Consider the following 24,623-nt stretch of genomic DNA (forward strand, 5'->3'; position numbering starts at 1 on the left):
CCTGCGAATTTTCGCTACATCAGAAGTTCACATTGGCGCTCAGACCACCAATAAACGCATCTTTCACGCCGCTGACGCCACCCGGAGAGGCAACGTACTGCAGGCTTGGGCGCAGATTTAGCCAGTTAGTGGCATGCACGTTGTAATACACCTCGTAGTTCCATTCGGAACCGTGCTGGATCGGCAGATAGGTTGGGCTGTTATAGTCGTATTCGCCGTTGAATTCGTTGCTCTCTTTCTGCATTTTGCTGTAGTCACTGTTGACGTGAATACGCGCAGCGCCCAGGCCAATCTCATCCTGCGCGCGCGCAGCAAACGGCCCTTTCCAGGTAAATGAAACGGCCTGATAATTGTCGGTTTTCGAGGTTTTGTGGTCATTCATGACCGCCTGAACCGTCACGCCGAGGCCACGATTGACATCGCCATCCGTTGCCGTCAACTGCTGCTGTAACAGCACGTAGCCGCCGTAAGCTTTGGCCTGATTACCGTAGCTGCCGTTGTGATAGCTGGCGTATTTATCCCCGTTAACCGAGGAGTAGTAACCGCCGATGCGATAGTTACCCGGCAGCTTGTCAGCGCCCAGCAGAGGTTTCCAGCCAAATTCGAACGGCACCAGATTCCCCATGCTTGGGCTGCCATCCAGATAGAAACCGTTGCCGCGATCGTAGTTATTACGGTTCTGATTATAGAAGCCGACCTGGAAGAACATATCGTCCGGCAGGTTTAACTTAATGCGGCCGCCCCATTGCGAAACCGGCCAGTTAAACCAGCGGTCACCGCGCCAGTTACCGGCCTGGCCGCTGCCGAATGCCAGGTTTTCAAATTTGCTGTCGAAAGAGCCAAAATCTTCCCCGACCGTCAGGCGCCCCGCTTTAACCTCCACCAGATGATTAAACAAACCTTTGTTGATCCAGAACTGAGTCAGACGCCAGGTCTGCCCACGCCCCCAGACCTCTTCTACGGAAGAGAGGCCGCCAGTGCGCGGATCGTTGATATGCTGGGTCAGGTCGCGACCGTTACGGCTGGTGATAGTGGTCTGGAACTGGGTATCGTCCCAGTTAAGCAGCTTTTCCAGGTCGAGCGTGGTGCCAAATGCCCACTGGTCGGTGTAGCGTGCAGTCGTGGAGGTATTGTAGCCGCCGGCGAGATTGGCGGCCGACTCCATGGTGTAATTCACCTGGAAATCCACCCCGTCCTCTTTTAACTGGCTACGATAACCGTCCCAGTCACCGAACATATATTGTGAGTCAACGCTCAGCGGAGCCATATCGGCGCAGGCTGCAGCAGACGCCATCAGCAGGGAACTGAGTAATACGGATTTTTTTAGATGCCGCTGGCAACACGCTTTTCTTTTCATTATTCATGCCTTTTAAATTATCAAATCCGCTACGCGTACAATCATCCTGAAAGTGAGAAACCGTGCGGAATGTTGGGTGCTAAATGCTTAATAGGGTATTACCGCACAAAGTTACGCGGCGTTGTATATAACAGCATGTCAGGGAATTATCCCGATTATAGATTTGTGCTAAGTTCCATAAGTGAAAAAACTTATTGTGTATGCGAATGATTTAATTTGTGAGGGGATGTATCAGGTGCGGGTTTGTAGAGTAACGGAATAGCCCGCCCGTTCGGAAGAACGAGCGGTAGTCTGGTCAGAAGTTAATGCCAGCGCCGATACCACCGACAAAACGCTGTGAATGGTCACTGACTGCACCGGGCTTAGTGCTCTGTTGCAGATTAGGGCGCAGGATGATGTGCGGTGTTAAACGGTAGTTGTAATACAGATGATAGTTGAAGCCTTCGCCGCGCATTAACGGTTGTGGTTTGGCGGCGCGATAATCTTCCGGCGGTGCGCTGGGCTGTTTGCTCGCGCTATTTGGCGCTTGGATGAGATAAGGTGCTGTTGGCGTAACCTGATATCGCAGTGCGTCATGTAATACATGCTCTGGCGCTGCAGCGGCCTGGGGGCCGGTCAGCGCTGTGGCTACTGCGATAATGGCAATACCCTTTATCAGACGTGATGTTCTTTCCATGATTCACCTCTTGTTGTGTTTAGCGAATGCAGGGTCCGCCACCAGTACAGCACAACAGCCTGCGCGCATTACTCTGTTTAATGCGCCGCGCGAGGTTTTCAGGATAGCGCCCATAAAAAAACGCCCGCGAAGGGCGTTTGTTTCACAACGCGATGGGGTTAACGGCGGCCGAAGATCTTGGCAGCCAGGAAACCGACACCTGCAGCAATCACCAGTGAAACCAGCGGTGAATCCTGAGTTTTACTCTTCACACAGTCCAGCGCATCATCGATGGCGTAAGAGGCTCTTGCCGCCTGCTGGCGCGCTTTGCCCTTGAATTCATGCTCAGGCGAATCTATGGCTTTGCCAAACTCTTCCTGGCCTTTTCCAACAGCTTCTTGTGCTTTATCGTTCGCTTTATCAAACAGACTCATACTGCCTCCTTTGATGGCATGATTTCCTCAATCAGAACATTAAGCGTAGACCATCATCCGGAGTTTGCCGCTGCGGTTGTATGTAAAAATATGACTGTATGAGCGAAAGATTGACAAAAAAAAGGCGGACTCTGCGGTCCGCCCTGACTGTCAGTGATACCCTTCATCCGGCTTGATTTTGCCGCGGAACACGTAGTAGCTCCAGAAGGTGTACACCAGAATCACCGGGATAATCAGCAGACCACCGACCAGCATAAAGCCCTGGCTCTGCGGTGGCGATGCGGCATCCCAGATGGTGATGGTTGGCGGAATAATATTCGGCCAGACGCTGATGCCCAGCCCGGTAAAGCCGAGGAACACCAGCGCCAGCGTCAGCAGGAACGGCGTATAGTGCGCATGGCGCTTCAGCGCACGCAACAGGCCCCAGCTTGCCACCACTACCAGCACCGGAACCGGCAGGAACCAGAACAGGTTTGGCAGGGTGAACCAGCGGTGCATGATGTCCGCATGCTGCAGCGGCGTCCAGATACTGACAATGGCTATCACCACCAGCAGACCCAGCAGCAGTGGCCTGGTCAGCGCGGTCATCTTGCGGTGCAGCTCATTCTCGGTCTTCATAATCAGCCAGGTACTGCCCAGCAGCGCATAGGCCAGAACCAGGCCCACGCCGCAGAACAGAGAAAACGGCGTCAGCCACGCCAGCTCCGGGCCGCTATAAGTACGATTGGTCACTTCAAAGCCGTTGATGAACGCGCCGAGTACCACACCCTGGCTGAAGGTCGCCAGGAATGACCCACCGATAAAGGCTTTATCCCAGAATGGGCGGTGCTCTTCAGTGGCCTTAAAGCGGAACTCAAACGCCACGCCGCGGAAAATCAGTCCGATCAGCATGATGGTCAGCGGAGCGGCCAAAGCGGAGGTGATGACCGAGTAAGCCAGCGGGAAAGCGCCATACAGAGCAGCGCCTCCGAGGATTAGCCAGGTTTCGTTGCCGTCCCAGACGGGCGCGACGGTGTTAACCATCATGTCGCGCTCAACCGGATCTTTATTGAACGGGAACAGGATACCGATGCCAAGGTCGAAACCATCCATGATGATGTACATCAGGGTGGAGAAAATGATGATCACAAACCAGATAATGGAGAGATCGATTCCCATCTTATTTTCCCTCTTCCGATGAATTAAGTTTTTCTTTCACGGCGGACAGCGGGCGTGAAGGGGTGTGGGAGGTGCCCGGACCGCCATCTGGCGTATGGTCGCCTTCGCCCGTCTCTGGGCCTTTCTTGATCAGATTGGCCAGATAGCTGTAGCCAACGCCGAATACGGCAAAATAGACCAGCAGGAAAGCAATCAGGCTGATGCTCATCTGCAGCGTGCTGTGTAGCGACACGGCATCACGAGTGCGCAGCAGGCCGTAGATGACCCACGGCTGACGACCCATTTCGGTGGTGATCCAGCCTGCGACCAGCGCAATCAGACCTGATGGCCCCATCAGCAGCACAAACCACAGGAATGCACGCGAGGTATACAGACGCTGTCCGCGACGCATCCACAGGCTGACCACGCCCAACAGGATCATCAGCATGCCCAGCGCCACCATCACGCGGAATGACCAGAACACCACGGTGGAGTTCGGGCGGTCTTCTTTCGGGAAGCTTTTCAGCGCCGGAACCTGTTTATCCAGGCTGTGCGTCAGGATCAGACTGCCCAGATACGGAATTTCCACCGCGTATTTGGTGCGCTCTTCTTTCATATCCGGGATACCGAACAGGATCAGCGGGGTCGCTTCTCCCGGTGGGTTTTCCCAGTGCCCTTCAATCGCCGCGATTTTCGCCGGCTGATGTTCCAGGGTGTTCAGGCCGTGGGCATCACCAATCATTGCCTGAATAGGGGAGACAATCAGCGCCATCCACAGAGCCATTGACAGCATTTTGCGCACTGCTGGCGTGTCGTTTTTGCGCAGCAGATGGTAAGCCGCAGAAGCGCCGACGAAGAACGCCGTTACCAGGAATGCCGCGACGGACATGTGCAGCAGGCGGTATGGGAAGGAGGGGTTGAAGACAATTTTCAACCAGTCCACCGGCACCACGATGCCGTTTTGCAGCGCATAACCCTGCGGCGTCTGCATCCAACTGTTGGACGCGAGGATCCAGAAGGTTGAGATAATCGTACCCAGCGCGACCATGCAGGTAGCAAAGAAGTGCAGGCCACGGCTGACACGGTTCCAGCCGAACAGCATCACGCCGAGGAAGCCAGCTTCAAGGAAGAACGCGGTAAGCACTTCGTAGGTCAGCAGCGGGCCGGTAATGCTGCCGGCAAACTGAGAAAATCCTGCCCAGTTAGTACCAAACTGATAGGCCATGACCAGACCGGAAACCACGCCCATACCGAAGTTAACGGCGAAGATTTTCGACCAGAAGTGATAGAGGTCGCGATAAACCTCATTTTTGCTTTTCAGCCACAGTCCTTCGAGCACCGCCAGAAAGCTGGCCAGCCCGATGGTGATGGCCGGGAAGAGAATGTGGAAGGCTACGGTGAAACCGAACTGTATCCTTGCCAGATGGAACGCATCTAATCCGAACATTGCTTACCTCGATCTAACATAAACTGCCTTTTATTTTTTTTACCCACTATTAACAAATAGACTACATTTGATAAAAATGTAGCGGTGCTAATTGGGGACTTCTCATCGAAGGTTTGATCGTAAGACCAAATCAGGTGAAGGAGTAGCAACAATAATATTGATCTGACGTATAACAGTAATGGATATTACGAGAAATTGTTTCGTTAACAGGTTAAATCAGGGCGCTGGAATGTTAAGGCAAGATGGCGGGATGATCCCAATATGTGAAGAAACTGTAACTTTCTGGCGGGAAGGCACTTTTTACCCTCGCAGGATGCATGTTTTCGCCGTGAAACTATGACGGGGCAGCGAATTGATTGCTTATAACCAAGTGGATTTTATATAACGATTAAGCCTGATGGACCGCCCTTAAGTATCAGTTCAGCACAATAACCCTCTGCTTTATCACTTATTATGACCCTGGTGTTGTAAAAATGTTATTAGTTAGCTAATTATTATATTCCTGCGCCGTCAGGCTTAAATCGCTCCCGCTTAATAATATCGTCACGTCACTTTCCCGCGACTTTTGACCGACAAATGTTAAGGTTGTAATACATACAAATATTCATATTGAATCATTTTGTAACACTTTTAAGGCGGTTTACTGGCAAATACTTGTTGGAAATCAAAAACGGTTACCCATGAACGTGCAGGGTGCTTGTGAGATACCTGACGTGCTATAAATCAAGGAGCAATCGTCTACAGCTCAGGGGACAGGATGGACACATTGATAGCGTTGTTGCCGGTATATATGGCCTATTTACTGGGGACAGCCAGCCCCGGGCCAAGCAATATGGCGATTATGGGCATGGCGATGAGCCAGGGACGCGTCCCGGCGCTGATGCTGGCCGCCGGAGTGATCACCGGATCGCTGTGCTGGGCGCTGCTGGTAGCCACTGGGTTGTCGGGCCTGCTGCTGATTTATGCTCAGGCGATTGTGGCCATCAAAATTGTTGGCGGTCTATATCTACTGTGGCTGGCGCTCAAAGCGGCACGCAGTGCGATGCGCAAAGGTGAGGAAAGAGGCGTTCCGCTCGAAACGGTGACGTTAACTCACGGGGCTTTATACCGTCGCGGGCTGCTGCTACATCTCGCGAATCCAAAGGCGATTCTGGTCTGGACAGCAATTATGTCGCTGGGTATCCACCCTGATGCCTCTCCGCTGATTTTGCCCGCTATTGTCGGCGGCTGTGCGGTGCTGGGGGGGCTGGTATTTAGTAGCTATGCGCTGCTGTTTTCTACCCGGGCGATGAGCCGGGGTTATCAGAAATGTCGCCGCGGCATTGAGGGTGCTTTTGCTCTGTTTTTCACGGCGGCCGGTTTAAAGCTGCTTTTTTCCCGTTAGGCGTAAGCCGTTACTGCTTATTTTTAAACGATTAATGGGTGTTTTCCCCTGAAGACCGTACAGAAATAGCGCTCTCATGCGTTTAAATTAGCGGCAAATCAGATGCGGTGTATTGCTAACCGGGCCCCTTGCTACATATACTAGTTCATTGATATTTATTGGTTTTTTTACTAAAGCCAAATTTTTTTATGGTATATGAAGCAGCCTTTGGGGTGAACAGCAGTATGGAAAATGAACAGACAGAGCCCAGCAGCATTCCATTACTGGATCTTGCGGCGATCCCGCGCGATATCATGCTGCTGGGTAAGCGACTGGCCGATACCAAATATCAGATTGATATGCTGGGGAAAAAAGGCTGGGGTGAGCTGACCGCTAATCTGCACGGCCTGGAGGCGAGCGGGGAGTGGAACGGGCCGGATGATGCGCTGACCTTTTTCAGTAAAATTTTCCCCTTTGCCATTTTGCCGTCGGAAACCGAACCGCTGGGCGTGTTTCAGGTGCCGACCGAACGGGTGATTGGCCGCAGCTGGCGCTGGTGGCCGGAGCATCTGAGCGGCAATAGCGAAGAGAAGCTGCGTGAGCACCTTGCCAGCCCAGCCGCTGCGGAAAGCACCTCCTGGTACTTTATCTCGGCGCTGGCGCTACTGTTAGCCGTGCAGGGACAGAGCCGGGTGAACTACTGCCGCATGCGCCATATTCCGCTGATTGCCGCCAGAGTGACTTATCTCTCTTACCCGCCGGCAGACCGCCTGAAGATCTATCATATGAATAAAGGCAAAATCCGTCAGAGCTGGGTAGTGCTCAACGACCGCTATCTGCAGGCGATTCAGTGGCCGCGTATTACGCTGCCTGCACTCAGCACCTATGGGGTGCACAGCGCAACATGGCCACACACCTTTCCAGCGCCCGATTCGGTGTTTGAAGCCCTGTACGATCCGCAGCCTGCAGAAGATTTTGTTGCCCCCTGCGTCGACCTTCAGGCGCTGCAAGAGAAGCTAGAGGCGGAGAAGCAGGCACAGCTGCAGGCCGCCAGACCGGTGAAAATGGCGCTCAGCGATATGGACATTGTCAATATCTGGCCGGTCAGCATGACGCTGATGTTCTTTTTCCTGCTGTCGCTGGTGGCGGCGGGCGTGACCGCCGGCAGCGGCTGGTTAGGGCTGGTGAGCCTGGTGATTTGTGGCATGTCGGGCAGCCTGCTGCTGTTTCTCGCCGCGCCGGTTTTCCTGGTCAGCCAGCGCTTACGCAGCCGCCGCAGAGAGGAGGATGAAGAGGGCGTCAATGAGGAGATCAAAAGTGGGGAGGTGCCTCCCTCGGTTCGATCGTAACGCTTGCGCTTTTGCGGCCAAAAAAAGCCCGCAGGTTATGCGGGCAATAATGCTTTGATTGTGGCTTTGCGATGAGTTGTCGCACTAAAATAATGGCACTATTTAACTAGAAATTATAAGCGTTTATACCGATCGATAGCAGATTATCGATCTAATAATCCGATTGGTTGGATAACCTGCTAATCGTGCGAAGCACCCCAGCTATTTTCTCTGTTAACCCATTCAGTGCGGCTGCTCAAATCCCGCTTCAATCATCTTTTCACGCATGGCGCTGGCGATCACCCGGTTACCGCCAGTGACCGGATAAATCACGTTATTGACCACGTCATCGACATCATGTTCGTTAAATTCCTGCCGGGTGAGCTGTGCTCCGCCCTCATCATTAATCGCAATCGCGCCTTTAATATGGCCACCAGAATTCTGCGCGGTCAGACTGTAACGTCCCATACTGGTACTGATAGTGCTCATAAGGTCACCTCATCGCATTTTCAAGGAAAAGGGTGGCAAGTGAGTCCATAAAACAGCCTGGATAAGTTTAGCCACCCGCCTGCGACTTCTCCCTGGCGCCAGCGTAAAGAAGTGAAAGGTCGCGATCGCGATCGCGAAAATAGGGCGGCAGGATCACTCCGCAATGATCACGCCGACGTCCAGCGTATTCAGTTCCTGACGGGCCGCGCTGGCAAGATGTGGATCGGTGATGATGCTGTCAAAACGCGTCAGCGGCAGCGCGAGAAACGTGGCAATCTTGTTGTATTTCGAACTGTCCGCCAGCAGGACGCGTTTGCTGCTGACCTCGTTCACCGCCCGCTTGACGGCAATTTTCTCTTCGTCAGGCGTGAAGATGCCGCGCGGCCCCCAGCAGGAAGCCGAGATAAAGGCGATATCAACCGACAGCCCGCGCAGAGACTGCGCAGCCGCATCGCCGACGCAGGAGCGGTTATCGCGGCACAGCGTGCCGCCGGTATGGATCATACGGCACTGGCTGGTATCGATAAGGAAATTGGCGATGACAAAATCGTTGGTGATCACCAGCAGGTCGTCACGCGCGCCCAGCTCCCGCGCCAGCGCCAGCGTCGTGGTCCCGGCATCCAGGTAGATGCAGCTGTTGCGGGGAATATGGCGCGCAGCGGCAGCACCGATAGCCTGCTTCTCCTGGCTGAACATGCTGGTTTTATCAAGGTGCGAAGGCTCGCTCGACAGGCGCTCGGTGGAACGTACGCCGCCGGAGACCAGCAGCACGGCACCCTGTTCCTCCAGCTTTTGCAGGTCGCGGCGGATGGTCATATGCGAGACGGCAAGGCGCTCGGTCAGCTCGGCGATGCTGACCACACCGCGCTCCTGTACCAGCGTGAGAATTTGTTGATGACGTTCAATCGGGATCATCGCGGCTCCTGAAATTAACGGTTTATCAGAGTGTAACGGAGCGCAGCGCGGCTCTGCACCACAATTTTTATCAAATTATCACGTTATTCCCTGATGAGCATGATGCTATTCGCATTATCCTTTAGGTAAGTCGTTGAAATTGATTCTATTTGCCAGCGTGAGCGGATGAGTTAAAGATGTTAAGCGTTGTGAAATATGCGCTTTCTCTTGTTAATTAATGTGAGCGTGGTCACCAAATTATCACCATAAAGCGCCTATACTTCACACAACAAAACAAATAATCACCAAAATTAACACGGAGAGCGTATGTCAAACGCAACATCTATGTCGGTCTGTGTCGTTGGCCTCGGTTCTATGGGGATGGGTGCGGCGCAATCCTGTATTAAAGCTGGCCTGAAAACTTACGGCGTCGATCTCAACCCGACCGCGCTGCAAACCCTGCGCGACAGCGGTGCCGTGGCTGCCGAACCCCGCGCCGATAGCTTTGCCGCGCAGCTGGACGCCGTCGTGCTGCTGGTGGTGAATGCCGCACAGGTGAAGCAGATCCTGTTTAGCGAGAGCGGGCTGGCAGCAAAGCTGAAGCCGGGAACGGCGGTCATGGTCTCCTCGACCATCTCTTCTCAGGATGCGCTGGCGATTGAACAGCAGCTGGCGGCCCATCAGCTGATCATGCTGGATGCGCCGGTTTCCGGCGGAGCGGCTAAGGCAGCTAGCGGTGAGATGACGGTGATGGCCTCCGGTAGCGAGCAGGCGTTTACGCTGCTGCAACCGGTGCTGGATGCGGTGGCGGGCAAGGTATATCGCATCGGCGCGGAAATCGGCCTCGGCTCGACCGTGAAAATTATTCATCAGCTGCTGGCAGGCGTGCATATCGCTGCCGGGGCTGAAGCGATGGCGCTCGCCGCCCGGGCCGGTATCCCACTTGATACCATGTATGACGTAGTGACTAACGCGGCGGGTAACTCCTGGATGTTTGAAAACCGCATGCGCCACGTGGTTGATGGCGACTACTCGCCAAAATCTGCGGTCGACATCTTTGTGAAAGATCTTGGCCTGGTTGCCGACACCGCCAAAGCACTGCACTTCCCGCTGCCGCTGGCCTCCACCGCTTTTAATATGTTCACCTCCGCCAGCAACGCAGGCTATGGCCGTGAAGATGACAGCGCGGTGATCAAAATTTTCAGCGGCATTACGCTGCCGGGTAAAAAGGAGCAGGAATAATGCGTCTTGGTGTGATTGCAGATGATTTTACCGGGGCGACCGATATCGCCAGCTTCCTGGTGCAGAACGGCATGTCCACCGTACAGGTGAATGGCGTGCCTGCTGAGGCGCTGGAGCTAAACGCCAATGCGATTGTGGTCAGCCTGAAGTCGCGCTCCTGTGCGCCTGAAAAAGCGGTGGCAGATTCTCTCCAGGCGTTGCAGTGGCTACAGCAGCAGGGCTGCGAGCGCTTCTATTTTAAATACTGCTCCACCTTCGACAGCACCGCTCAGGGCAATATTGGCCCGGTGACCGACGCGCTGCTGGATGCGCTGGGTGAATCGCAAACCATTATCTCCCCGTCGCTGCCGGTCAATGGCCGCACGGTGTATCAGGGGCATCTGTTCGTGATGGACCAGCTGCTGTCCGATTCCGGCATGCGCCACCATCCGGTGACGCCGATGACCGACAGTAATCTGCTGCGCCTGATGGAAGCGCAGAGTCGCGGTAAGGCAGGACTGGTTGCCAGCCCGACGCTGGATCGCGGGGCCGCTGCCGTGCGCGCAGCGCTGAGCGCGCTGCAAGAGCAGGGTGTGCGCTACGTGGTGCTGGATGCGCTGAATGAACAGCATCTGCTGACCCAGGGCGAAGCGCTGCGCGACATGCGGCTGGTCACCGGCGGTTCCGGGCTGGCAATCGGCCTGGCGCGCCAGTGGGCCAACGCAGCGCACGACAGCGCTCAGGCTCAGGCCGCGGGTGCGCCGCAGGGCGAGCGTGCCGTGGTGCTCTCTGGCTCCTGCTCAACCATGACTAACCGCCAGGTAGCGCGCTATCGCCAGCAGGCGGCGGCGCAGGCGGTAGATGTTGAACGTGCGCTCAACCAGCGGGAAGAGTATGCCATCGCGCTATGCGACTGGGTGGCTGAGCATGAAACTGACGCGCTGGCCCCGCTGCTGTTTGCCACCGCCGAACCGCAAGTGCTGCAGCGTATTCAGCAGCAGTACGGCGCCCAGAACAGCAGCGAAGCGATTGAACAGCTGTTTGCTGCCGTGGTGCGCGAACTGCAGCAGCGCGGCTGGCAGCGCTTTATCGTCGCAGGGGGCGAAACTTCCGGCGTGGTGGCACAGACGCTGGGCATTCATGCCTTCCATATTGGCCCGGCCATCTCTCCCGGCGTTCCCTGGGTGCGCGGCGTCGGGCAGCCGGTTTCGCTGGCGCTCAAATCCGGTAATTTCGGCGATGAAAACTTTTTTGCCCGCGCACAGACGGAGTTCACAGTATGACAGAGCAACAGGCACGTGAAGAGATGGTGCGATTAGGCGCCTCGTTTTTCCAGCGCGGTTATGCCACCGGCTCGGCAGGTAATTTATCGATGCGTCTGGAAGATGGCACCCTGCTGGCGACGCCGACCGGGTCCTGTCTTGGCGAACTGGTCGCCGATCGCTTATCAAAAGTGACGCCGGAAGGGGAGTGGATTGGTGGGGATAAACCCTCGAAAGAGATCAGCTTCCACCGGGCTATCTACCTCAACAACCCGCAAGCCGGGGCGATTGTGCATCTGCACTGCCTCTACCTGACCGCGCTCTCCTGCCTGGAAGGGTTGGATACCCAGAACTGCATTCGCCCGTTCACGCCGTATGTGGTGATGCGCGTCGGCGATGTGCCGGTGGTGCCCTATTACCGTCCGGGCGATGCACGGCTGGGAGAGGATCTCGCGAAACTGGCTCCGCACTATAAGGCATTCCTGCTGGCTAACCACGGCCCGGTGGTGGTGGGGAAAACCCTGCGCGAAGCGGCAGATAATACCGAAGAGCTGGAAGAGACTGCCCGGCTGATCTTTACCCTGGGCGACCGCCCGATTCGATATCTCAACGATGCCGAAGTGGCTGAATTACGGAGCTGAACATGCCTAAGTTTGCTGCTAACCTCTCGACCCTGTTTAACGAAGTTCCCTTTATGGAGCGCTTCGACGCCGCGGCGCAGGCCGGTTTTCGTGGGGTGGAGTTTCTGTTTCCCTATGAGTATGACGCCGCGCAGCTGAAGCAGGCGTTATCGCGCAATCGGCTTGAGCTGGTGCTGTTTAATACCGCACCGGGCAACACTGCCGCCGGGGAGTGGGGCGTTTCCGCCATCCCGGGGCGTGAAGAGGATGCGCGTCGCGATATCGATAACGCGCTGGAGTACGCGCTGGCGCTTGACTGTCGCCAGGTGCATATCATGGCGGCAGTGGTGCCGGAGGGGGCCGATCGCCAGGCGTACTGCCGCACCTTTATCGACAACGTGCGCTATGCCGCCGATAAGTTTGCTCCGCACGGCGTGCGCATTCTGCTGGAAGCGTTAAATCCCCAAACCAAGCCGGGCTATCTCTACTCAAGCCAGTACCAAGTGCTGGAGATGGTGAAGCGCATCGACCGGCCTGGCGTGTACAGCCAGCTCGATCTGTTCCACGCGCAGCGGGTGGACGGCAATTTAAGCCACCTGATCACCGCGTTTGCCGGGCAGTACCAGCATATTCAGATCGCCTCTGCCCCGGATCGTCACGAGCCGGATGAAGGCGAGATCAATTATCCCTGGCTGTTCGATCTGCTGGACCGCAGCGGGTATCAGGGCTGGATCGGCTGCGAATATTTCCCACGAACCACCACGCTGGAAGGACTGGGCTGGTTCTCAGCCTATAAATAAGCGGACGTTTAGCTAAACGCTGCGTGTTTATGACGCGCAGCGCTGAAATCTTGCGGCCTGAATCCGGCGGCAATATAACGATAATGAGGTCTGAAAGATGTCCACCGCCCTGCTCTTAACCATTGCTGTGGCCAGCGTGCTGATACTGCTGCTGCTGGTGATTAAAATAAAGATCCACCCGTTTGTCGCTCTGCTGGTTGTCAGCCTGATGGTGGCGATGGCTACCGGCATCCCGGCAGATAATATTATGAAAGTGATCGTCTCAGGAATGGGCGGTCTGCTGGGGTCTATCACCATCATCATTGTGCTGGGGGCGATGCTCGGCGCAATTATTGAAGCCTCCGGCGGAGCAGAATCGCTGGCGCAGCGCTTTACCCATACGCTGGGGATTAAACGCACCGTCGCGGCGCTCACCATGGCAGCATTTATTCTGGGTATTCCGGTCTTTTTTGAAGTCGGTTTTATTATTGTTATTCCACTGATCTACGGTTTTACCAAAGTGGCCCGCGTCTCGCCGCTGAAGTATGGCCTGCCAATGGCGGGCGTGATGCTGACCGTTCATGTGGCGCTGCCGACTCACCCCGGCGCTGCGGCCGCGGCCGGACTGCTGGGGACCGACATGGGCTGGCTGATGCTGCTGGGGATTGCGATATCGATCCCGGTGGGCGTGGTGGGGTACTTCGTGGCGAAAGCGATGAACCGCCGTCAGTATCATCTGTCGCTCAGCGTGCTGGAGCAGCTGCAGCTGGCAAAACCGGAAAACAGCCCGCGCCAGAACCAGGAGAAGCCGCCAGGCGCGCTGCTGATCTCTTCGCTGATTGTCGTGCCGATTGTGCTGATCGTGGTCGGGACGCTGGCGCATACCGTGCTGCCGGAAGGCAATACGCTGCGCCAGCTGTTAACCCTGATCGGTACGCCAGCGATTGCGCTGCTGATTGCGCTGGCGCTATCGGCCTGGCTGCTCGGTCTGCGCCGTGGCTGGAGCCGTGACAAGCTGAGCGATATGCTGGACCGCGCAATCCCCAGCTCTGCCGGAGTGATCCTGGTGGCGGGCGCCGGTGGGGCATTCGGTAAGGTGCTGGTGGAGTCCGGGGTGGGTAAAGCGCTGGCGCTGTCGCTGGAAACCATTCATCTGCCGCTGATCCCCGCTGCGTTTATTCTGTCGCTGGCGCTGCGCGCTTCGCAGGGGTCCGCGACCGTGGCGATCCTCACCACCAGCGGTCTGCTGACCCAGGCGGTAGCGGGCATTAGCGATATTCAGCTGGTGCTTGTCACGCTCTCGGCCTGCTTTGGTGCGCTGGGCCTGTCGCACGTCAATGATGCCGGCTTCTGGGTGGTGACGCGCTATCTCGGCCTGTCCGTGGCCGACGGTCTGAAAACCTGGACCGTGCTGACTACCGCGATGGGGCTGACCGGTTTTGTACTGGTGTGGCTGCTGTCAGCGCTGCTGTAACAGCGGGTAACATCGCAAACCAGGCGAATCAGTTATCTTCTTCTATACTCAAGTCACTACAACGTAGTGACTTTTTTTTACATTAGAGGGCATGGAATGAAAATTATCCTTTGGATTATTGCGATCATCTTTATCGTTGGCTTATTAACAGTGACGGGCGTGTTTAAGTTGATATTCTAAGATTACGTTCTGGCAGCCTGAAGAGTCACTCATTCGGGCTGCCTGTAATTGTATGTTTTGAAATTATAACCACGATTTTGAAATGTAATTTATTATTTATTTTATTGGTTTGTTATTTCCTGAGGTGTCGTTTGACGATTCCTGCGCATAATATCAATGCCGCTTCAATATCACCCTTTCACTACATTAAATATAAAACCCAACAGATATACTCGCACTTCTCAAAATGAAAATGCGGGAAATGCTATGAGCATGAATGAAGAGCAGCTGTTATCAGATGAAGCCAGGTACTGTTCGCACGGTGATACCGTCCACTATGTTAATCCCCCCAAAATCTTTGAACGCTGCCAGGGCAGTTATCTGTTTGATGCCCAGGGAACCCCTTATCTGGACCTGCAGATGTGGTACTCCGCCGTCAATTTCGGCTATGCCAATCCCCGTCTCGACAACGCGCTGAAAAAACAGATCGATGTTCTGCCACAGCTGGCGAGCCAGTATCTGCACCCGACAAAAATTGAGCTGTCGAAGGTGATTGCTCAGGATATGGAGCGCAAATTTGGCCTGCCGGGCCGGGTGCATTTTAACGTGGGCGGGTCGCAGTCCGTTGATGACTCGCTGAAGCTGGTGCGCAATTTCACCCACGGCAAAAGCCGGATGTTTGCTTTTGAAGGCGGCTATCACGGGCGTACGCTCGGCGCTTCTGCCATCACCTCCAGCTATCGTTACCGTCGCCGCTTCGGCCACTTTGGTGAACGCGCCCAGTTTATTCCCTTTCCCTACCCATTCCGCCGTCAAAGAGGGATGACGGCGGAAGAGTATGCCGAGAAGCTGGTGGCCGATTTTGCCCGCCTGTTTGAAAATGAGTATCACGGCGTCTGGGACCCCAGGGTGCGCGAAGCGGAATTTGCGGCTTTTTATATTGAGCCGATTCAGGGCACGGGCGGTTACGTTATTCCACCGCGCAATTTCTTCCCGGCGCTGAAAAAAGTGCTGGATGAGCACGGTATTTTGCTGGTGGTGGATGAGATCCAGATGGGCTTTTACCGCACCGGTAAACTGTGGTCGGTGGAACACTTTGGTATAACGCCGGACGTGCTGATCTTCGGCAAAGCGCTGACCAACGGACTGAACCCGCTCGCCGGAATTTGGGCACGCGAAGAGATGATCAATCCGCAGATCTTCCCGGTGGGTTCCACCCACTCCACCTTTGCCTCTAATCCGCTGGGAACGGCGGTGGGGCTGGAAGTGATGCAGATGCTGGCCGAGAAGGATTATGAAAAGCAGGTATCAGAAAAAGGCGCTTATTTCCTGGAGGGGCTCAAAACCCTGCAGCGCCAGCATAAAGAGATCGGTGATGTCGATGGTCTCGGCCTGGCCCTGCGCGCCGAGCTGTGCCAGGCCGATGGCTTTACCCCGGATAAAGCGCTGCTCGACAAAATGGTGGATATTGGTCTCTCCGGCACGCTGGAGTACCAGGGGCAGAAAACCGGACTGGTGCTGGATGTCGGCGGCTACTATAAAAATGTCATCACCTTCGCACCCTCACTGGAAATCAGTCGGGCGGAGATTGACCAGGCCATAACGCTGCTCGACCAGGCATTGACCCGCGCCAAACAGCAGCGCTAATCCTGCTTTATTTCCGTTGTTGAGGCGCCATCAGGCGCCTCTTTTTATGCTGACTGAGCCACCGCTTCCCCTTTCGCCAGGCAGAGTACGCCGGCGAGAATCAACAGGCCGCCAAGGGCTTTGACCAGCGTTAACGCATCATCGAACAGCCAGACGGAAACCAGCGTCACGCTGAGGATCTCAAGGTGCGAGGCGGCAAACGCCGGGCCGAGTGGGGCAGACCTCAGCAAATTCATCCAGGTAAAGAATGCCCCGGCATAGCCGAGAAGCGCAGCGTAAATCCATAGCTGGCTAAATAGACGTAACAGCCATGCCGCATCCAGCGTCAGTGGGGCCGCGTGAAGTGCGGCAAGCTTAAAACTGACCTGCGCCAGCGTATCGAACATCAGTAGCGCCAGAAAACCGACCAGGTAAAACTTTTTCATCAGCCGAGCCCCACGATAATAACGCCGAGTGAAATCAACAGCATGCCGGCCAGCCGCCAGCGAGTAAGACGTTCGTTAAAGCACCAGCGGGCTGCCAGCATGATCGCTACCACGTTAATCGATGCCAGCAGCACGGCCTGCGACAGCGCGACCCGCGAGAGAAATGCCAGCCACAGCAGAAACTGGACTGCGTAACTGACAAAGCCCAGCCAGACCCAGGGGCGGGCCAGCATATAACGCCACGGCTGCGTGCCTGAGCTGTGGGCGCTGCTTAGCGCTGCGGTCTTAAAGGCGAGCTGCCCGCAGCAGTCGAGCAGGGTAGTCAGTAGCCACAGCAGCAGCGTCAGGCGGCTCATTGCAGCAGGCGGTCGGCATCTACCGCAGGTCGGGGAGTGCCGTCAGGGGATGAGAAGTGATTGATAAAAGCGATGGAACGCTGAAAAAGCTCATGGCGATCGTTATCAATAGTGATCATATGGTAGCTATTGGCCAGCAGCACCAGTTCTGCAGGGCCACTCACGCTGTCGCGCACCAGTTCCGCATTGCGCCGGTGGGAAATATCATCTTCGCTGGCGTGCAGGATCAGGCAGGGTGAAGTGGTGCAGTGCAGCCTGAGACGCACCGTGCGCGACAGCACGATCATTTCGTTCAGCGAAGCCCACGGGGTACCCCGAAGCCCGGCGGCGGCGCTGTTACCGCTCAACATCTTTGCCGCAATTTTTTTACGCAGGCGTTCATTACGAATGCCGTAGGGGGGCTGTTCATCAACGCAACGGCAGCTGCCTATTTTCAGTCGTGCGGCCAACTGCAGTAGCCAGGGGCCGATAATACGTTTTAGCGCTGGGACGCTCCAGCCATCTCCGCGAAAGGTAACGGCATAAACCAGCACACCGTCAACCCGGCTGGGATAGTCAGAGGCGTACTTTAGCGCCAGCAATGCGCCCATTGACAGCCCCGCAACAAACAGCGTACTGACCTGCTGGCGCAAGCGATCCGCACCGTCGATCACGCTCTGATACCAGTCCTGCCAGCGCGTGGCGACCAGGTCTTCAACCGTGCCACAATGCCCGGACAGCTGGAGGGCATAGACAGTAAAACCGGCGCGATTAAACGCTCTCGCTGCGCCGCGCATTTCGGTCGGCGTTCCGGTTAAGCCATGAATCAACAATACCCCCTGGCTGCCCCCGGTTAGCCAATAGTCATATTTCATGAAGATGCCTGCGGGCGAGTGAGCAGAGCCTCAAGATAGGTTTGAGCCTCGCTGAAATCATGGAATGGGGTGAAGGGAAGAGCGGCTCGTTGGCACTCGGCGATCAGGCTGCTTTTGGCCAGCACATGGCTGGCCTTAGCGGCGACGCAGAAATCTGAGCGCCCATCGCCGATCGTCAGTAGATGCTGTCTGGACAGACGCCTGACGAGGGCGCACTTGCAGGTACCGCTGGCCTGGCTGCACAGCGTGTCAGAATAGGGAGAGCTTAACCGCCAGCGCCGCTGCGCAATCTGCTGCAAGCGGTTGGCGAAAATGGGCACCCCGGAAATCCGCTCCCTGCGCAGCAGATACGCGATGGCATAATCCAACCCGTCACTGACAATATAGAGAGGAACATGGTTTAAGCGTGACCAGCGCGCGAAAGCCGCGAAATGAGGATCGAGCTCGATATTATCCAGACAGCTTTCCAGCTGCTGGCGCGATGCATCCAGCAGGGCGACTTGCCCACTCAGACAGGCGAGGGAGCCAATTTCCCCTTGCACCCATCGCTCTTCAAGCTGCTGCCATCCCGGCATACCAAACTGCGCCATCAGCGTGTCAGTCACGTCCTGGCCGCTAATTGTGCCGTCAAAATCGCAAAAAACAGTCCAGCTGGCGTGGCTGCCGGGAGGGATTATTTCGGGAAGCGTCATTGATTTACCCGCAACTTAATTTGATAACTGATTACGCTATATCAGGAGTAAGTTTCCTGATAACTGACCATCTGGCCTGGAGGCCTGGTTTGATGAGGAAAATAACCTCTTCATTTGTCATCCTTAACGCCGTAATTGTCCGCAGCGGTTATTCTTTGGTTTGCAGGGGCAGAGTAAGTCAGCGGATATCAACGGGGGGTAAATCGCGATGAGAGATAATAGGGAGTAGCAGGAAGAGATAAAGAATAATAATGGTGAAAGGCGTTCACCATGAGCCGCTACGGGGTGAGAAAATTTTCAGGTTTTATCAGGATGACGGTAGACAGGTGTGTCATCACCGTAGGTGGCCGGCCAGGTTGAAGAAATTTCCCTAAAATTGATACGTATATCTCGCGCGTTTAGCTGCTTGTGACAAAGCGCGCAGATAGCGCCGTGGGGTTTATCGAATTCATCGCCGGCGGTAGTAAAAATAAACTTACGACACCCGCATCTGCCACACCTTAGCATTATTGACACCTCACCGTTCCCAGTCCCGTGGTTGGTAAGAATTATCTTATCAAAAAAAACGCAGAGATCTATAAATAAAATTAATTGATTTAGTAAAATCCCTTAAATGCATAACTCATTGAATTAAATAATTTAAACTGATTTTTCTCGACATTATAGATTGTTAAATGATAAAAGTTATCAACTGTGATGGCCTTTTGATGATTTCAGTCAATTTTGTTTACATAATGCTTAAAACAAAGTGTAAAGACAGAGCTAAGCTAGTACTGGCGTGATAATCGGAATATGTTTCCTGATAATTGCGAAAATTCCTGGCGTTATAACTCTGCGGGCAGATTCTTTTTTATTCAACCATATCAATAGTTTTGCTCGCTGAGTGAATAAAAATTCATTTTCATCAATCTCTTAATAAGTTAGTGATTAATGGAGTGTTTAGGTGAGTTTGATATAATCATTTCCACAAGCATTGATTATTTTCGGTCGACATTTTTTGACCTTTTCAGGATGCCGTAAGATAGCGCCATCCAGGGAGCTGTGAAATTTAGTATGAAAATCAAAACGATTATATCCCTTTCCGCGCTGGTCGCCGGGGTAGGGCTTCAGGCTGCACAGGCCGCGACTCTGGTAGATGGCATTTCTGATACCTGGCAGGCATTTAGTGATAACGTCAGCGAAACGTGGAACGACCCGCAGACGGTCGATCTCTATGTCCCGGCTATCACATGGCATAACCGCTGGACTTATGACAAAGAGAAAACGGATAAGTACAACGAACGTCCGTGGGGTGCCGGGGGCGGGATCTCCCATTATGATGAAAAGGGTAACTGGAACGGCATCTATCTGATGGCGTTTAAAGACTCCTTCAATAAGTGGGAGCCGATTGGTGGCTATGGCTGGGAGAAAACCTGGCGACCACTGAACGATCGCGATTTTCATCTTGGCCTTGGTTATACCGCCGGGGTGACGATGCGTGACAACTGGAACTATATTCCCATCCCATTAGTGCTGCCATTAGCCTCGGTGGGATATGGACCAGCAACTTTCCAGATGACTTATATTCCGGGTACTTACAATAACGGTAACGTCTATTTCGCCTGGCTGCGCTGGCAGTTTTGATGGCGCCAGGCCTGTCATCAAAATGACATAGGGTAAAAAAAAGTCGATATTTATCACTTTTTCGTCGTCGGCTACTGGACAAAAGCCTTCGCAATTGCTGTACTAACCCTCGACACAGTTTAGTGTCCATTTTTCATGTAAAGGTAATATAGATGTCTAAGATCAAAGGTAGCGTTAAGTGGTTTAATGAGTCCAAGGGATTCGGTTTCATTACTCCTGAAGATGGTAGCAAAGATGTGTTCGTTCACTTCTCTGCCATCCAGAGCAACGGTTTCAAAACTCTGGCAGAAGGTCAGCGCGTAGAGTTCGAAATCACCAACGGCGCCAAAGGCCCATCTGCTGCTAACGTTGCCGCTATTTAAGTTATCAGACAGAATTCTTAAAACCCGCCTGAAGGCGGGTTTTTTTTCGCCTGCAGATCGCTAGCTGAGATACTGTACCAGCCAGACGAGCGTTGCGGCACAGGCCAGAGTGAAGGCAAGTAGTTCGTTTTTACTGCGCGGAAGCCAGTTCATCATTATCCCCTCGGATGGCTGAATGATAACCAGTGTGCCGAAACAGTATTAAGGAAACATTAACGCTCGCCCTCATCGTTAATGAGTAAGCTAAATCTTACATTAATCAGCTTCTGTAACATTACCGTGTGATCTGTCTCCTTGCAGGGATCGCTGCGCTAAGGCTATAAACATAAGCAGAGATGTTGACTGCTAACCTTTGCTGCTGGCTGACTTCGGAGAATGAGTAATGAATATTCGTCTGGCTGAATCGAGAGATGCATTTGCCCTCAGCGCTCTGTTAGCGGAACTGGGATATGCCGATACCGCGCCGTTCATTGAACGGCGTCTTGCCCAACTGATGGCGGATGATACAGAGAGGCTGTTAATGGCCGAGCAGGGTAATACGGTGCTGGGGTTCCTCTCGCTGCATTTTATCCCACAGCTGGCGCTGGCCGGAGATTTTGCGCGCATCAGCTACTTCTGCATTGCCGAAGGAGAGCGTAGCAAAGGGGCCGGGCAGCAGCTGTTGCAGCACGCTGAACGGCTGGCCGCCGAGCGCGGCTGTGACCGTATGGAAGTCCACTGTCACCAGCGCCGTGAAAAGGCCAATGCTTTTTATGCGCGCGAGGGTTATGAAGAGTCCCCGCGCTATCACATCAAAGATCTGACCTGATCGCCCCCGGCTCGCGACCGCTGGCGATCAGCAGCGCGTCGGCAACTTCGTCTACCAGATGTTCAGGCAGCATGGAGGTACTGACGCGCACAAACTGCCCGCTGCCGCTGCGGCAGCGCTCCCCTGGCAGCACGGCAATGCCCCTGGCGGCCAGGGTGATCATCGCAAACTGCTCCGACTGCACCGGCAGATAAATACTTAACCCATCCCGATCCGGCAGCGCCACGCCGCGCAGGTTCAGGGCGGAGAGCAGGCGCTGCCGCCGCTGACGATACACTTCACGCGCCTGCGCGATACTCTTTTGAACCCCCTCGTCAGCCAGCATCCATGCTACGCTCTGCTGCAGAATGCGGCTGGTCCAGCTGGCACCGAAGTTGCGCCATGACCGAATGCGCTTCACCAGCGCTTCCGGCCCCGAAAGCACGCCAAGCCGCAGATCGGGACCATACGCTTTAGAGAATGAACGCACGTGCAGCGTGCGCTCGGGGAAGAAACGCCCCAGGCTCCACAGCGGATGCGCTGACAGTGCGCCGATACCGTCATCTTCAACAATCCACGGCGTTGTGCCGCTCAGCACCGCTGCCAGCTCACTGCTGCGCGCTTCGCTGAGCGTATGGCCGGTGGCGGAGTGGGTGCGCGGCTGGTAAATAATGGCGACCGGGCGCTGGCGCAGCAGCAGGCTTAGCGGGCCGGGCAGCGGCCCCTGCTCATCGCAGGCCAGCGGCAGAACTTCCGCCCCGATATTATCCAGCATATCCAACAGGCGCGTGGCAGTCGGATCTTCGATCACCACTTTATCGCCGGGTGAAAACAGCGTCTGCATAATGCAGTTCATCGCATCATAGCCCCCGTCGGTTGCCAGAAAAGCTTCGGCGACAAAAGGCCAGTCGCCCTGCACGGCGGCCAGCAGGGCCGGGGCGATCGCCTCGCGCTGATAGCTGTTGAGATTGGGCGCCAGGATCCCCTGCTGTATGGCGCATCTGAGATCGGGAAGCAGGTCAGGGTCGGGGGAAGCCATCGCCAGATCGGCTTTGATCTGGCTGCCGTAGTGACCAATTTTTTCAAAGCGCACCGGGCGTGGCGTGACCTGATCGCCACATACCCACACCCCGCTACGGCCCTTACCGGCAATGACCTTATGGCGCTTTAACTCTCCCCATGCGGCGGAGACCGTCGCCGGACTGACGCCGAGCTTCTCTGCCAGATCGCGCACCGCCGGCAGCTGGGTGCCAATCGGGATCTCACCTTCGCGGATCAGCCGCGCAGTCGTCGCGGTGATCCCTTTCACTGAAGCCTCTTCAATGCGGGCACTCAACCAGTTCACATCCAGCAGCGTGGTCATAAGAAATCCATTTGTTCAGTAACAAAGAAAACATTGTACAGATAATATTATCGATCTAGTATCAAATTCAAGCAGGTATTGGTGTTTTTTTGAACGCGGCAGGGCTGCGCTAAACCGGAGAGATTGCACATGGTGACCATCAGGCTGGCGGTACGCGACTGGGACTATTTTACGCCGCTGGCGCTGGGGGATATTCGCCCTCAGGGATTTAAGCTGGAGGTGCATCGCGTTGCGACGCTGGTCGGCGATCTGGCAAACAGCGAGCAGTACGACGCGGCCGAAGTCTCTTTCAGTCGCTTTGCTCAGGCCCGTGCGCGCGGGGATTTCAGCCTGCTGGCGGTGCCCCATTTCCTGATGCGCGGTTTCCGCCAGCGCTGCATTATCACCACCGCTGACAGCCCGCTGACCTCCCTGGACCAGCTGAAAGGCAGGAAAATCGGTCTCACCGGCTGGCAGGATTCGGGCAACACCTGGACGCGCACGCTGCTGCGTGAAGCCGGAGTCGAAATCGATGACGCTTACTGGTTTGTCGGCCGCCTGACGGGTGACCATCCGATCGTCGATCGCCTGAATGGTTTTGGTCGCCCTGGCCGGATAGAGGCCGCGCCGGGAGAACACCCGCTGATCGACCTGCTGCGCGCCGGTGAGCTGGATGCGGTGTTTACGCCTTTTATGCCGGAGGGCTTTTTCCTGCCGGATTCCGGGTTACGTCAGCTACAAACCGACTTTCGCCAGGCCGAGCTGGAGTACTTTCAGCGCTGCGGTTATATCCCCGGCATTCATCTGCTGGCGCTGAAAGGCGGGCTGGAAGAGCGCCACCCGGGTATCGCCAGCGAACTCAGCGCCCTGATTGATGAATCTGCCCGCGTCTGGCAGCAGAAGCGCGAGAAGTATGCCGACACGACCCCGTGGCTGCTCGACGATTTGCGGCGCACCGCGCAGGATTTACCTGCCGGCTGGAATGCCAACGGCTTCCAGGCTAATAAGAAGATGATCAACGATTTCTGCCTGGAGCTGTTTGCTCAGGGGCTGACGGCTGAACGCCTGACTGCGCAAGCACTGTTTCCGGCAATGACCCCAGGAGCATAACGATGAAAGTGGCATTAGGACAGTTCGCGGTCAGCCGCGAGTGGCAGGAAAACGCCGATATCTGCATCGGTTTAATGGCTCAGGCGCAGCAGCAGGGGGCAAGTCTGCTGGTGCTGCCGGAAGGGGTGCTGGCGCGTGATATCACCGATCCGGATCTGGTACTGAAAGCCGCGCAGCCGCTCGACGGGCCGTTTCTCACTCAGATGCTGGCGGCAAGCCGGGAAAATACCCTGACCACCATGATGACGGTACACGTACCTACTCCAGACGGCCGTGCGCTGAACGTGCTGGTGGCGATGCGCAATGGCGAGATTATCGCCCGCTACGACAAGCTGCACCTGTACGACGCCTTTGCGATGCAGGAGTCGCGCAATGTGACCGCCGGTAACGAGGTGCCGCCGCTGGTGGAGGTTGACGGCATGAAGGTCGGGCTGATGACCTGTTATGACATCCGCTTCCCGGAGCTGGCGCGCCGCCTGGTGCTGGACGGTGCGGACCTGCTGGTGCTGCCTGCGGCCTGGGTAAAAGGCCCGCTGAAGGAGATGCATTGGGAAGTGCTGGTGACGGCGCGTGCGCTGGAAAATACCTGCTACGTGGTGGCGGTCGGCGAGTGTGGTCCACGTAATATTGGCAACAGTCTGGTGGTTGATCCGCTCGGCGTGGCGATTGCCAGGGCCGCAGAAGGCCCTGCGCTGGTGTTTGCTGACCTTGATCCACAGCGTATTCAGGATGTGCGCCGTGCCTTGCCCGTGCTGGCTAATCGCCGTTTTGCCCGCCCAGAACTTGACGCCGGGGAGGCGCAATGA

At 55.4% G+C, this 24,623-nt stretch carries 25 protein-coding genes; 13 read left to right on the forward strand and 12 right to left on the reverse strand.

Going from position 1 to position 24,623, the window contains the following annotated elements; genetic code table 11:
• Window positions 1-19 precede the first annotated feature (19 nt).
• From ACLI4M_RS15970 to ACLI4M_RS15990, 5 genes are all read right to left on the reverse strand, one after another.
• Window positions 20-1,357, reverse strand: coding sequence for a carbohydrate porin (locus tag ACLI4M_RS15970; protein WP_133624199.1), 1,338 nt, complete (start codon window positions 1,355-1,357; stop codon window positions 20-22).
• Window positions 1,358-1,652: 295 nt separating this feature from the next.
• Window positions 1,653-2,033 (reverse strand): carbohydrate porin, encoded by a 381-nt coding sequence (locus tag ACLI4M_RS15975; protein WP_133624198.1) that lies wholly within the window; start codon window positions 2,031-2,033, stop codon window positions 1,653-1,655.
• 158 nt (window positions 2,034-2,191) lie between these two features.
• A complete protein-coding gene (locus ACLI4M_RS15980) occupies window positions 2,192-2,446 on the reverse strand; it encodes a CsbD family protein (protein WP_099753376.1) in 255 nt (84 codons plus the stop codon).
• A gap of 150 nt (window positions 2,447-2,596) precedes the next feature.
• Window positions 2,597-3,604 (reverse strand): cytochrome d ubiquinol oxidase subunit II, encoded by a 1,008-nt coding sequence (gene cydB, locus ACLI4M_RS15985; RefSeq protein WP_133624197.1) that lies wholly within the window; start codon window positions 3,602-3,604, stop codon window positions 2,597-2,599.
• A gap of 1 nt (window position 3,605) precedes the next feature.
• Window positions 3,606-5,030, reverse strand: coding sequence for a cytochrome ubiquinol oxidase subunit I (locus ACLI4M_RS15990; RefSeq protein WP_048916794.1), 1,425 nt, complete (start codon window positions 5,028-5,030; stop codon window positions 3,606-3,608).
• A gap of 757 nt (window positions 5,031-5,787) precedes the next feature.
• On the opposite strand from ACLI4M_RS15990, the gene ACLI4M_RS15995 reads away from it, so the two are divergent.
• Window positions 5,788-6,414 carry a LysE family translocator gene (locus tag ACLI4M_RS15995; RefSeq protein ID WP_208864890.1) on the forward strand — a complete coding sequence of 209 codons (627 nt, stop codon included), beginning with the start codon at window positions 5,788-5,790 and terminating at the stop codon, window positions 6,412-6,414.
• A 224-nt stretch (window positions 6,415-6,638) separates the two neighbouring features.
• A complete protein-coding gene (locus ACLI4M_RS16000) occupies window positions 6,639-7,742 on the forward strand; it encodes a hypothetical protein (RefSeq protein WP_133624196.1) in 1,104 nt (367 codons plus the stop codon).
• Window positions 7,743-7,964: 222 nt separating this feature from the next.
• Here the strand turns inward: ACLI4M_RS16000 and ACLI4M_RS16005 are convergent, their stop codons facing one another.
• The gene (locus ACLI4M_RS16005) at window positions 7,965-8,210 is read right to left on the reverse strand and encodes a hypothetical protein (protein WP_099753374.1); all 246 of its coding nucleotides are present in this window, start codon (window positions 8,208-8,210) and stop codon (window positions 7,965-7,967) included.
• 153 nt (window positions 8,211-8,363) lie between these two features.
• Window positions 8,364-9,125 carry a DNA-binding transcriptional repressor YgbI gene (gene ygbI / locus ACLI4M_RS16010; RefSeq protein ID WP_133624195.1) on the reverse strand — a complete coding sequence of 254 codons (762 nt, stop codon included), beginning with the start codon at window positions 9,123-9,125 and terminating at the stop codon, window positions 8,364-8,366.
• Between the two features lie 306 nt (window positions 9,126-9,431).
• Here ygbI and ltnD point away from each other — a divergent pair, with 306 nt between their 5' ends.
• The 6 genes from ltnD to ACLI4M_RS16040 all read left to right on the forward strand — a co-directional run bounded on the left by ltnD (window position 9,432) and on the right by ACLI4M_RS16040 (window position 16,266).
• Window positions 9,432-10,346 carry an L-threonate dehydrogenase gene (ltnD, locus tag ACLI4M_RS16015; protein ID WP_048916791.1) on the forward strand — a complete coding sequence of 305 codons (915 nt, stop codon included), beginning with the start codon at window positions 9,432-9,434 and terminating at the stop codon, window positions 10,344-10,346.
• Window positions 10,346-11,608, forward strand: a complete 1,263-nt coding sequence (gene otnK / locus ACLI4M_RS16020) for a 3-oxo-tetronate kinase (RefSeq protein ID WP_133624194.1) — start codon at window positions 10,346-10,348, stop codon at window positions 11,606-11,608. Before ltnD ends, otnK begins: the two co-directional genes overlap by 1 nt.
• A complete protein-coding gene (gene otnC, locus ACLI4M_RS16025) occupies window positions 11,605-12,228 on the forward strand; it encodes a 3-oxo-tetronate 4-phosphate decarboxylase (RefSeq protein ID WP_048916789.1) in 624 nt (207 codons plus the stop codon). The genes otnK and otnC overlap by 4 nt, the downstream gene beginning before the upstream one ends.
• 2 nt (window positions 12,229-12,230) lie before the next feature.
• The gene (locus ACLI4M_RS16030; RefSeq protein ID WP_133624193.1) at window positions 12,231-13,007 is read left to right on the forward strand and encodes an HPr family phosphocarrier protein; all 777 of its coding nucleotides are present in this window, start codon (window positions 12,231-12,233) and stop codon (window positions 13,005-13,007) included.
• Window positions 13,008-13,104: 97 nt separating this feature from the next.
• Complete coding sequence (locus tag ACLI4M_RS16035) at window positions 13,105-14,460, forward strand: GntP family transporter (protein WP_099753373.1); 1,356 nt, start codon at window positions 13,105-13,107, stop codon at window positions 14,458-14,460.
• 426 nt (window positions 14,461-14,886) lie between these two features.
• Window positions 14,887-16,266 (forward strand): aspartate aminotransferase family protein, encoded by a 1,380-nt coding sequence (locus ACLI4M_RS16040; protein ID WP_048918648.1) that lies wholly within the window; start codon window positions 14,887-14,889, stop codon window positions 16,264-16,266.
• 44 nt (window positions 16,267-16,310) lie between these two features.
• Here ACLI4M_RS16040 and ACLI4M_RS16045 read toward each other — a convergent pair whose 3' ends face one another.
• The 4 genes from ACLI4M_RS16045 to ACLI4M_RS16060 are packed head-to-tail and all read right to left on the reverse strand — an operon-like array spanning window position 16,311 to window position 18,593.
• Window positions 16,311-16,691, reverse strand: coding sequence for a DMT family transporter (locus tag ACLI4M_RS16045; protein WP_133624192.1), 381 nt, complete (start codon window positions 16,689-16,691; stop codon window positions 16,311-16,313).
• Window positions 16,691-17,047: an EamA family transporter gene (locus tag ACLI4M_RS16050; protein ID WP_099753370.1), complete on the reverse strand. Its 357-nt coding sequence runs from the start codon at window positions 17,045-17,047 to the stop codon at window positions 16,691-16,693. Before ACLI4M_RS16050 ends, ACLI4M_RS16045 begins: the two co-directional genes overlap by 1 nt.
• Window positions 17,044-17,901 carry an alpha/beta hydrolase gene (locus tag ACLI4M_RS16055; RefSeq protein WP_208864888.1) on the reverse strand — a complete coding sequence of 286 codons (858 nt, stop codon included), beginning with the start codon at window positions 17,899-17,901 and terminating at the stop codon, window positions 17,044-17,046. The genes ACLI4M_RS16050 and ACLI4M_RS16055 overlap by 4 nt, the downstream gene beginning before the upstream one ends.
• Complete coding sequence (locus ACLI4M_RS16060) at window positions 17,898-18,593, reverse strand: MtnX-like HAD-IB family phosphatase (RefSeq protein ID WP_133624190.1); 696 nt, start codon at window positions 18,591-18,593, stop codon at window positions 17,898-17,900. Before ACLI4M_RS16060 ends, ACLI4M_RS16055 begins: the two co-directional genes overlap by 4 nt.
• Window positions 18,594-19,646: 1,053 nt before the next feature.
• Between ACLI4M_RS16060 and pagP the strand changes: the two genes are divergently transcribed.
• The 3 genes from pagP to ACLI4M_RS16075 all read left to right on the forward strand — a co-directional run bounded on the left by pagP (window position 19,647) and on the right by ACLI4M_RS16075 (window position 21,386).
• Window positions 19,647-20,216 (forward strand): lipid IV(A) palmitoyltransferase PagP, encoded by a 570-nt coding sequence (gene pagP, locus ACLI4M_RS16065; RefSeq protein WP_048916785.1) that lies wholly within the window; start codon window positions 19,647-19,649, stop codon window positions 20,214-20,216.
• A gap of 152 nt (window positions 20,217-20,368) precedes the next feature.
• Window positions 20,369-20,578: a transcription antiterminator/RNA stability regulator CspE gene (cspE, locus tag ACLI4M_RS16070; protein WP_004156612.1), complete on the forward strand. Its 210-nt coding sequence runs from the start codon at window positions 20,369-20,371 to the stop codon at window positions 20,576-20,578.
• A 382-nt stretch (window positions 20,579-20,960) separates the two neighbouring features.
• On the forward strand, window positions 20,961-21,386 hold the full coding sequence (locus ACLI4M_RS16075; protein WP_062818354.1) for a GNAT family N-acetyltransferase: 426 nt from the start codon (window positions 20,961-20,963) through the stop codon (window positions 21,384-21,386).
• On the opposite strand, the gene ACLI4M_RS16080 is transcribed toward ACLI4M_RS16075, so the two are convergent.
• Window positions 21,370-22,728 carry an aminotransferase class I/II-fold pyridoxal phosphate-dependent enzyme gene (locus ACLI4M_RS16080; RefSeq protein ID WP_133624188.1) on the reverse strand — a complete coding sequence of 453 codons (1,359 nt, stop codon included), beginning with the start codon at window positions 22,726-22,728 and terminating at the stop codon, window positions 21,370-21,372. The two genes, ACLI4M_RS16075 and ACLI4M_RS16080, sit on opposite strands and share 17 nt — an antisense overlap.
• A gap of 129 nt (window positions 22,729-22,857) precedes the next feature.
• On the opposite strand from ACLI4M_RS16080, the gene ACLI4M_RS16085 reads away from it, so the two are divergent.
• Both ACLI4M_RS16085 and ACLI4M_RS16090 read left to right on the forward strand, forming a co-directional pair.
• Window positions 22,858-23,817: a PhnD/SsuA/transferrin family substrate-binding protein gene (locus tag ACLI4M_RS16085; RefSeq protein WP_133624187.1), complete on the forward strand. Its 960-nt coding sequence runs from the start codon at window positions 22,858-22,860 to the stop codon at window positions 23,815-23,817.
• Between the two features lie 2 nt (window positions 23,818-23,819).
• On the forward strand, window positions 23,820-24,623 hold the full coding sequence (locus ACLI4M_RS16090; RefSeq protein WP_133624186.1) for a deaminated glutathione amidase: 804 nt from the start codon (window positions 23,820-23,822) through the stop codon (window positions 24,621-24,623).

This window comes from Erwinia sp. LJJL01 (assembly GCF_047300805.2).
Classification (GTDB): domain Bacteria; phylum Pseudomonadota; class Gammaproteobacteria; order Enterobacterales; family Enterobacteriaceae; genus Erwinia; species Erwinia aphidicola.

Excerpts from the sequence above, each read along its gene's own strand:
- ACLI4M_RS15970 (WP_133624199.1), bottom strand. The coding sequence starts at position 1,357 with ATGAAAAGAAAAGCGTGTTGCCAGCGGCATCTAAAAAAATCCGTATTA.
- ACLI4M_RS15975 (WP_133624198.1), bottom strand. The coding sequence starts at position 2,033 with ATGGAAAGAACATCACGTCTGATAAAGGGTATTGCCATTATCGCAGTA.
- ACLI4M_RS15980 (WP_099753376.1), bottom strand. The coding sequence starts at position 2,446 with ATGAGTCTGTTTGATAAAGCGAACGATAAAGCACAAGAAGCTGTTGGA.
- cydB (WP_133624197.1), bottom strand. The coding sequence starts at position 3,604 with ATGGGAATCGATCTCTCCATTATCTGGTTTGTGATCATCATTTTCTCC.
- ACLI4M_RS15990 (WP_048916794.1), bottom strand. The coding sequence starts at position 5,030 with ATGTTCGGATTAGATGCGTTCCATCTGGCAAGGATACAGTTCGGTTTC.
- ACLI4M_RS15995 (WP_208864890.1), top strand. The coding sequence starts at position 5,788 with ATGGACACATTGATAGCGTTGTTGCCGGTATATATGGCCTATTTACTG.
- ACLI4M_RS16000 (WP_133624196.1), top strand. The coding sequence starts at position 6,639 with ATGGAAAATGAACAGACAGAGCCCAGCAGCATTCCATTACTGGATCTT.
- ACLI4M_RS16005 (WP_099753374.1), bottom strand. The coding sequence starts at position 8,210 with ATGAGCACTATCAGTACCAGTATGGGACGTTACAGTCTGACCGCGCAG.
- ygbI (WP_133624195.1), bottom strand. The coding sequence starts at position 9,125 with ATGATCCCGATTGAACGTCATCAACAAATTCTCACGCTGGTACAGGAG.
- ltnD (WP_048916791.1), top strand. The coding sequence starts at position 9,432 with ATGTCAAACGCAACATCTATGTCGGTCTGTGTCGTTGGCCTCGGTTCT.
- otnK (WP_133624194.1), top strand. The coding sequence starts at position 10,346 with ATGCGTCTTGGTGTGATTGCAGATGATTTTACCGGGGCGACCGATATC.
- otnC (WP_048916789.1), top strand. The coding sequence starts at position 11,605 with ATGACAGAGCAACAGGCACGTGAAGAGATGGTGCGATTAGGCGCCTCG.
- ACLI4M_RS16030 (WP_133624193.1), top strand. The coding sequence starts at position 12,231 with ATGCCTAAGTTTGCTGCTAACCTCTCGACCCTGTTTAACGAAGTTCCC.
- ACLI4M_RS16035 (WP_099753373.1), top strand. The coding sequence starts at position 13,105 with ATGTCCACCGCCCTGCTCTTAACCATTGCTGTGGCCAGCGTGCTGATA.
- ACLI4M_RS16040 (WP_048918648.1), top strand. The coding sequence starts at position 14,887 with ATGAGCATGAATGAAGAGCAGCTGTTATCAGATGAAGCCAGGTACTGT.
- ACLI4M_RS16045 (WP_133624192.1), bottom strand. The coding sequence starts at position 16,691 with ATGAAAAAGTTTTACCTGGTCGGTTTTCTGGCGCTACTGATGTTCGAT.
- ACLI4M_RS16050 (WP_099753370.1), bottom strand. The coding sequence starts at position 17,047 with ATGAGCCGCCTGACGCTGCTGCTGTGGCTACTGACTACCCTGCTCGAC.
- ACLI4M_RS16055 (WP_208864888.1), bottom strand. The coding sequence starts at position 17,901 with ATGAAATATGACTATTGGCTAACCGGGGGCAGCCAGGGGGTATTGTTG.
- ACLI4M_RS16060 (WP_133624190.1), bottom strand. The coding sequence starts at position 18,593 with ATGACGCTTCCCGAAATAATCCCTCCCGGCAGCCACGCCAGCTGGACT.
- pagP (WP_048916785.1), top strand. The coding sequence starts at position 19,647 with ATGAAAATCAAAACGATTATATCCCTTTCCGCGCTGGTCGCCGGGGTA.
- cspE (WP_004156612.1), top strand. The coding sequence starts at position 20,369 with ATGTCTAAGATCAAAGGTAGCGTTAAGTGGTTTAATGAGTCCAAGGGA.
- ACLI4M_RS16075 (WP_062818354.1), top strand. The coding sequence starts at position 20,961 with ATGAATATTCGTCTGGCTGAATCGAGAGATGCATTTGCCCTCAGCGCT.
- ACLI4M_RS16080 (WP_133624188.1), bottom strand. The coding sequence starts at position 22,728 with ATGACCACGCTGCTGGATGTGAACTGGTTGAGTGCCCGCATTGAAGAG.
- ACLI4M_RS16085 (WP_133624187.1), top strand. The coding sequence starts at position 22,858 with ATGGTGACCATCAGGCTGGCGGTACGCGACTGGGACTATTTTACGCCG.
- ACLI4M_RS16090 (WP_133624186.1), top strand. The coding sequence starts at position 23,820 with ATGAAAGTGGCATTAGGACAGTTCGCGGTCAGCCGCGAGTGGCAGGAA.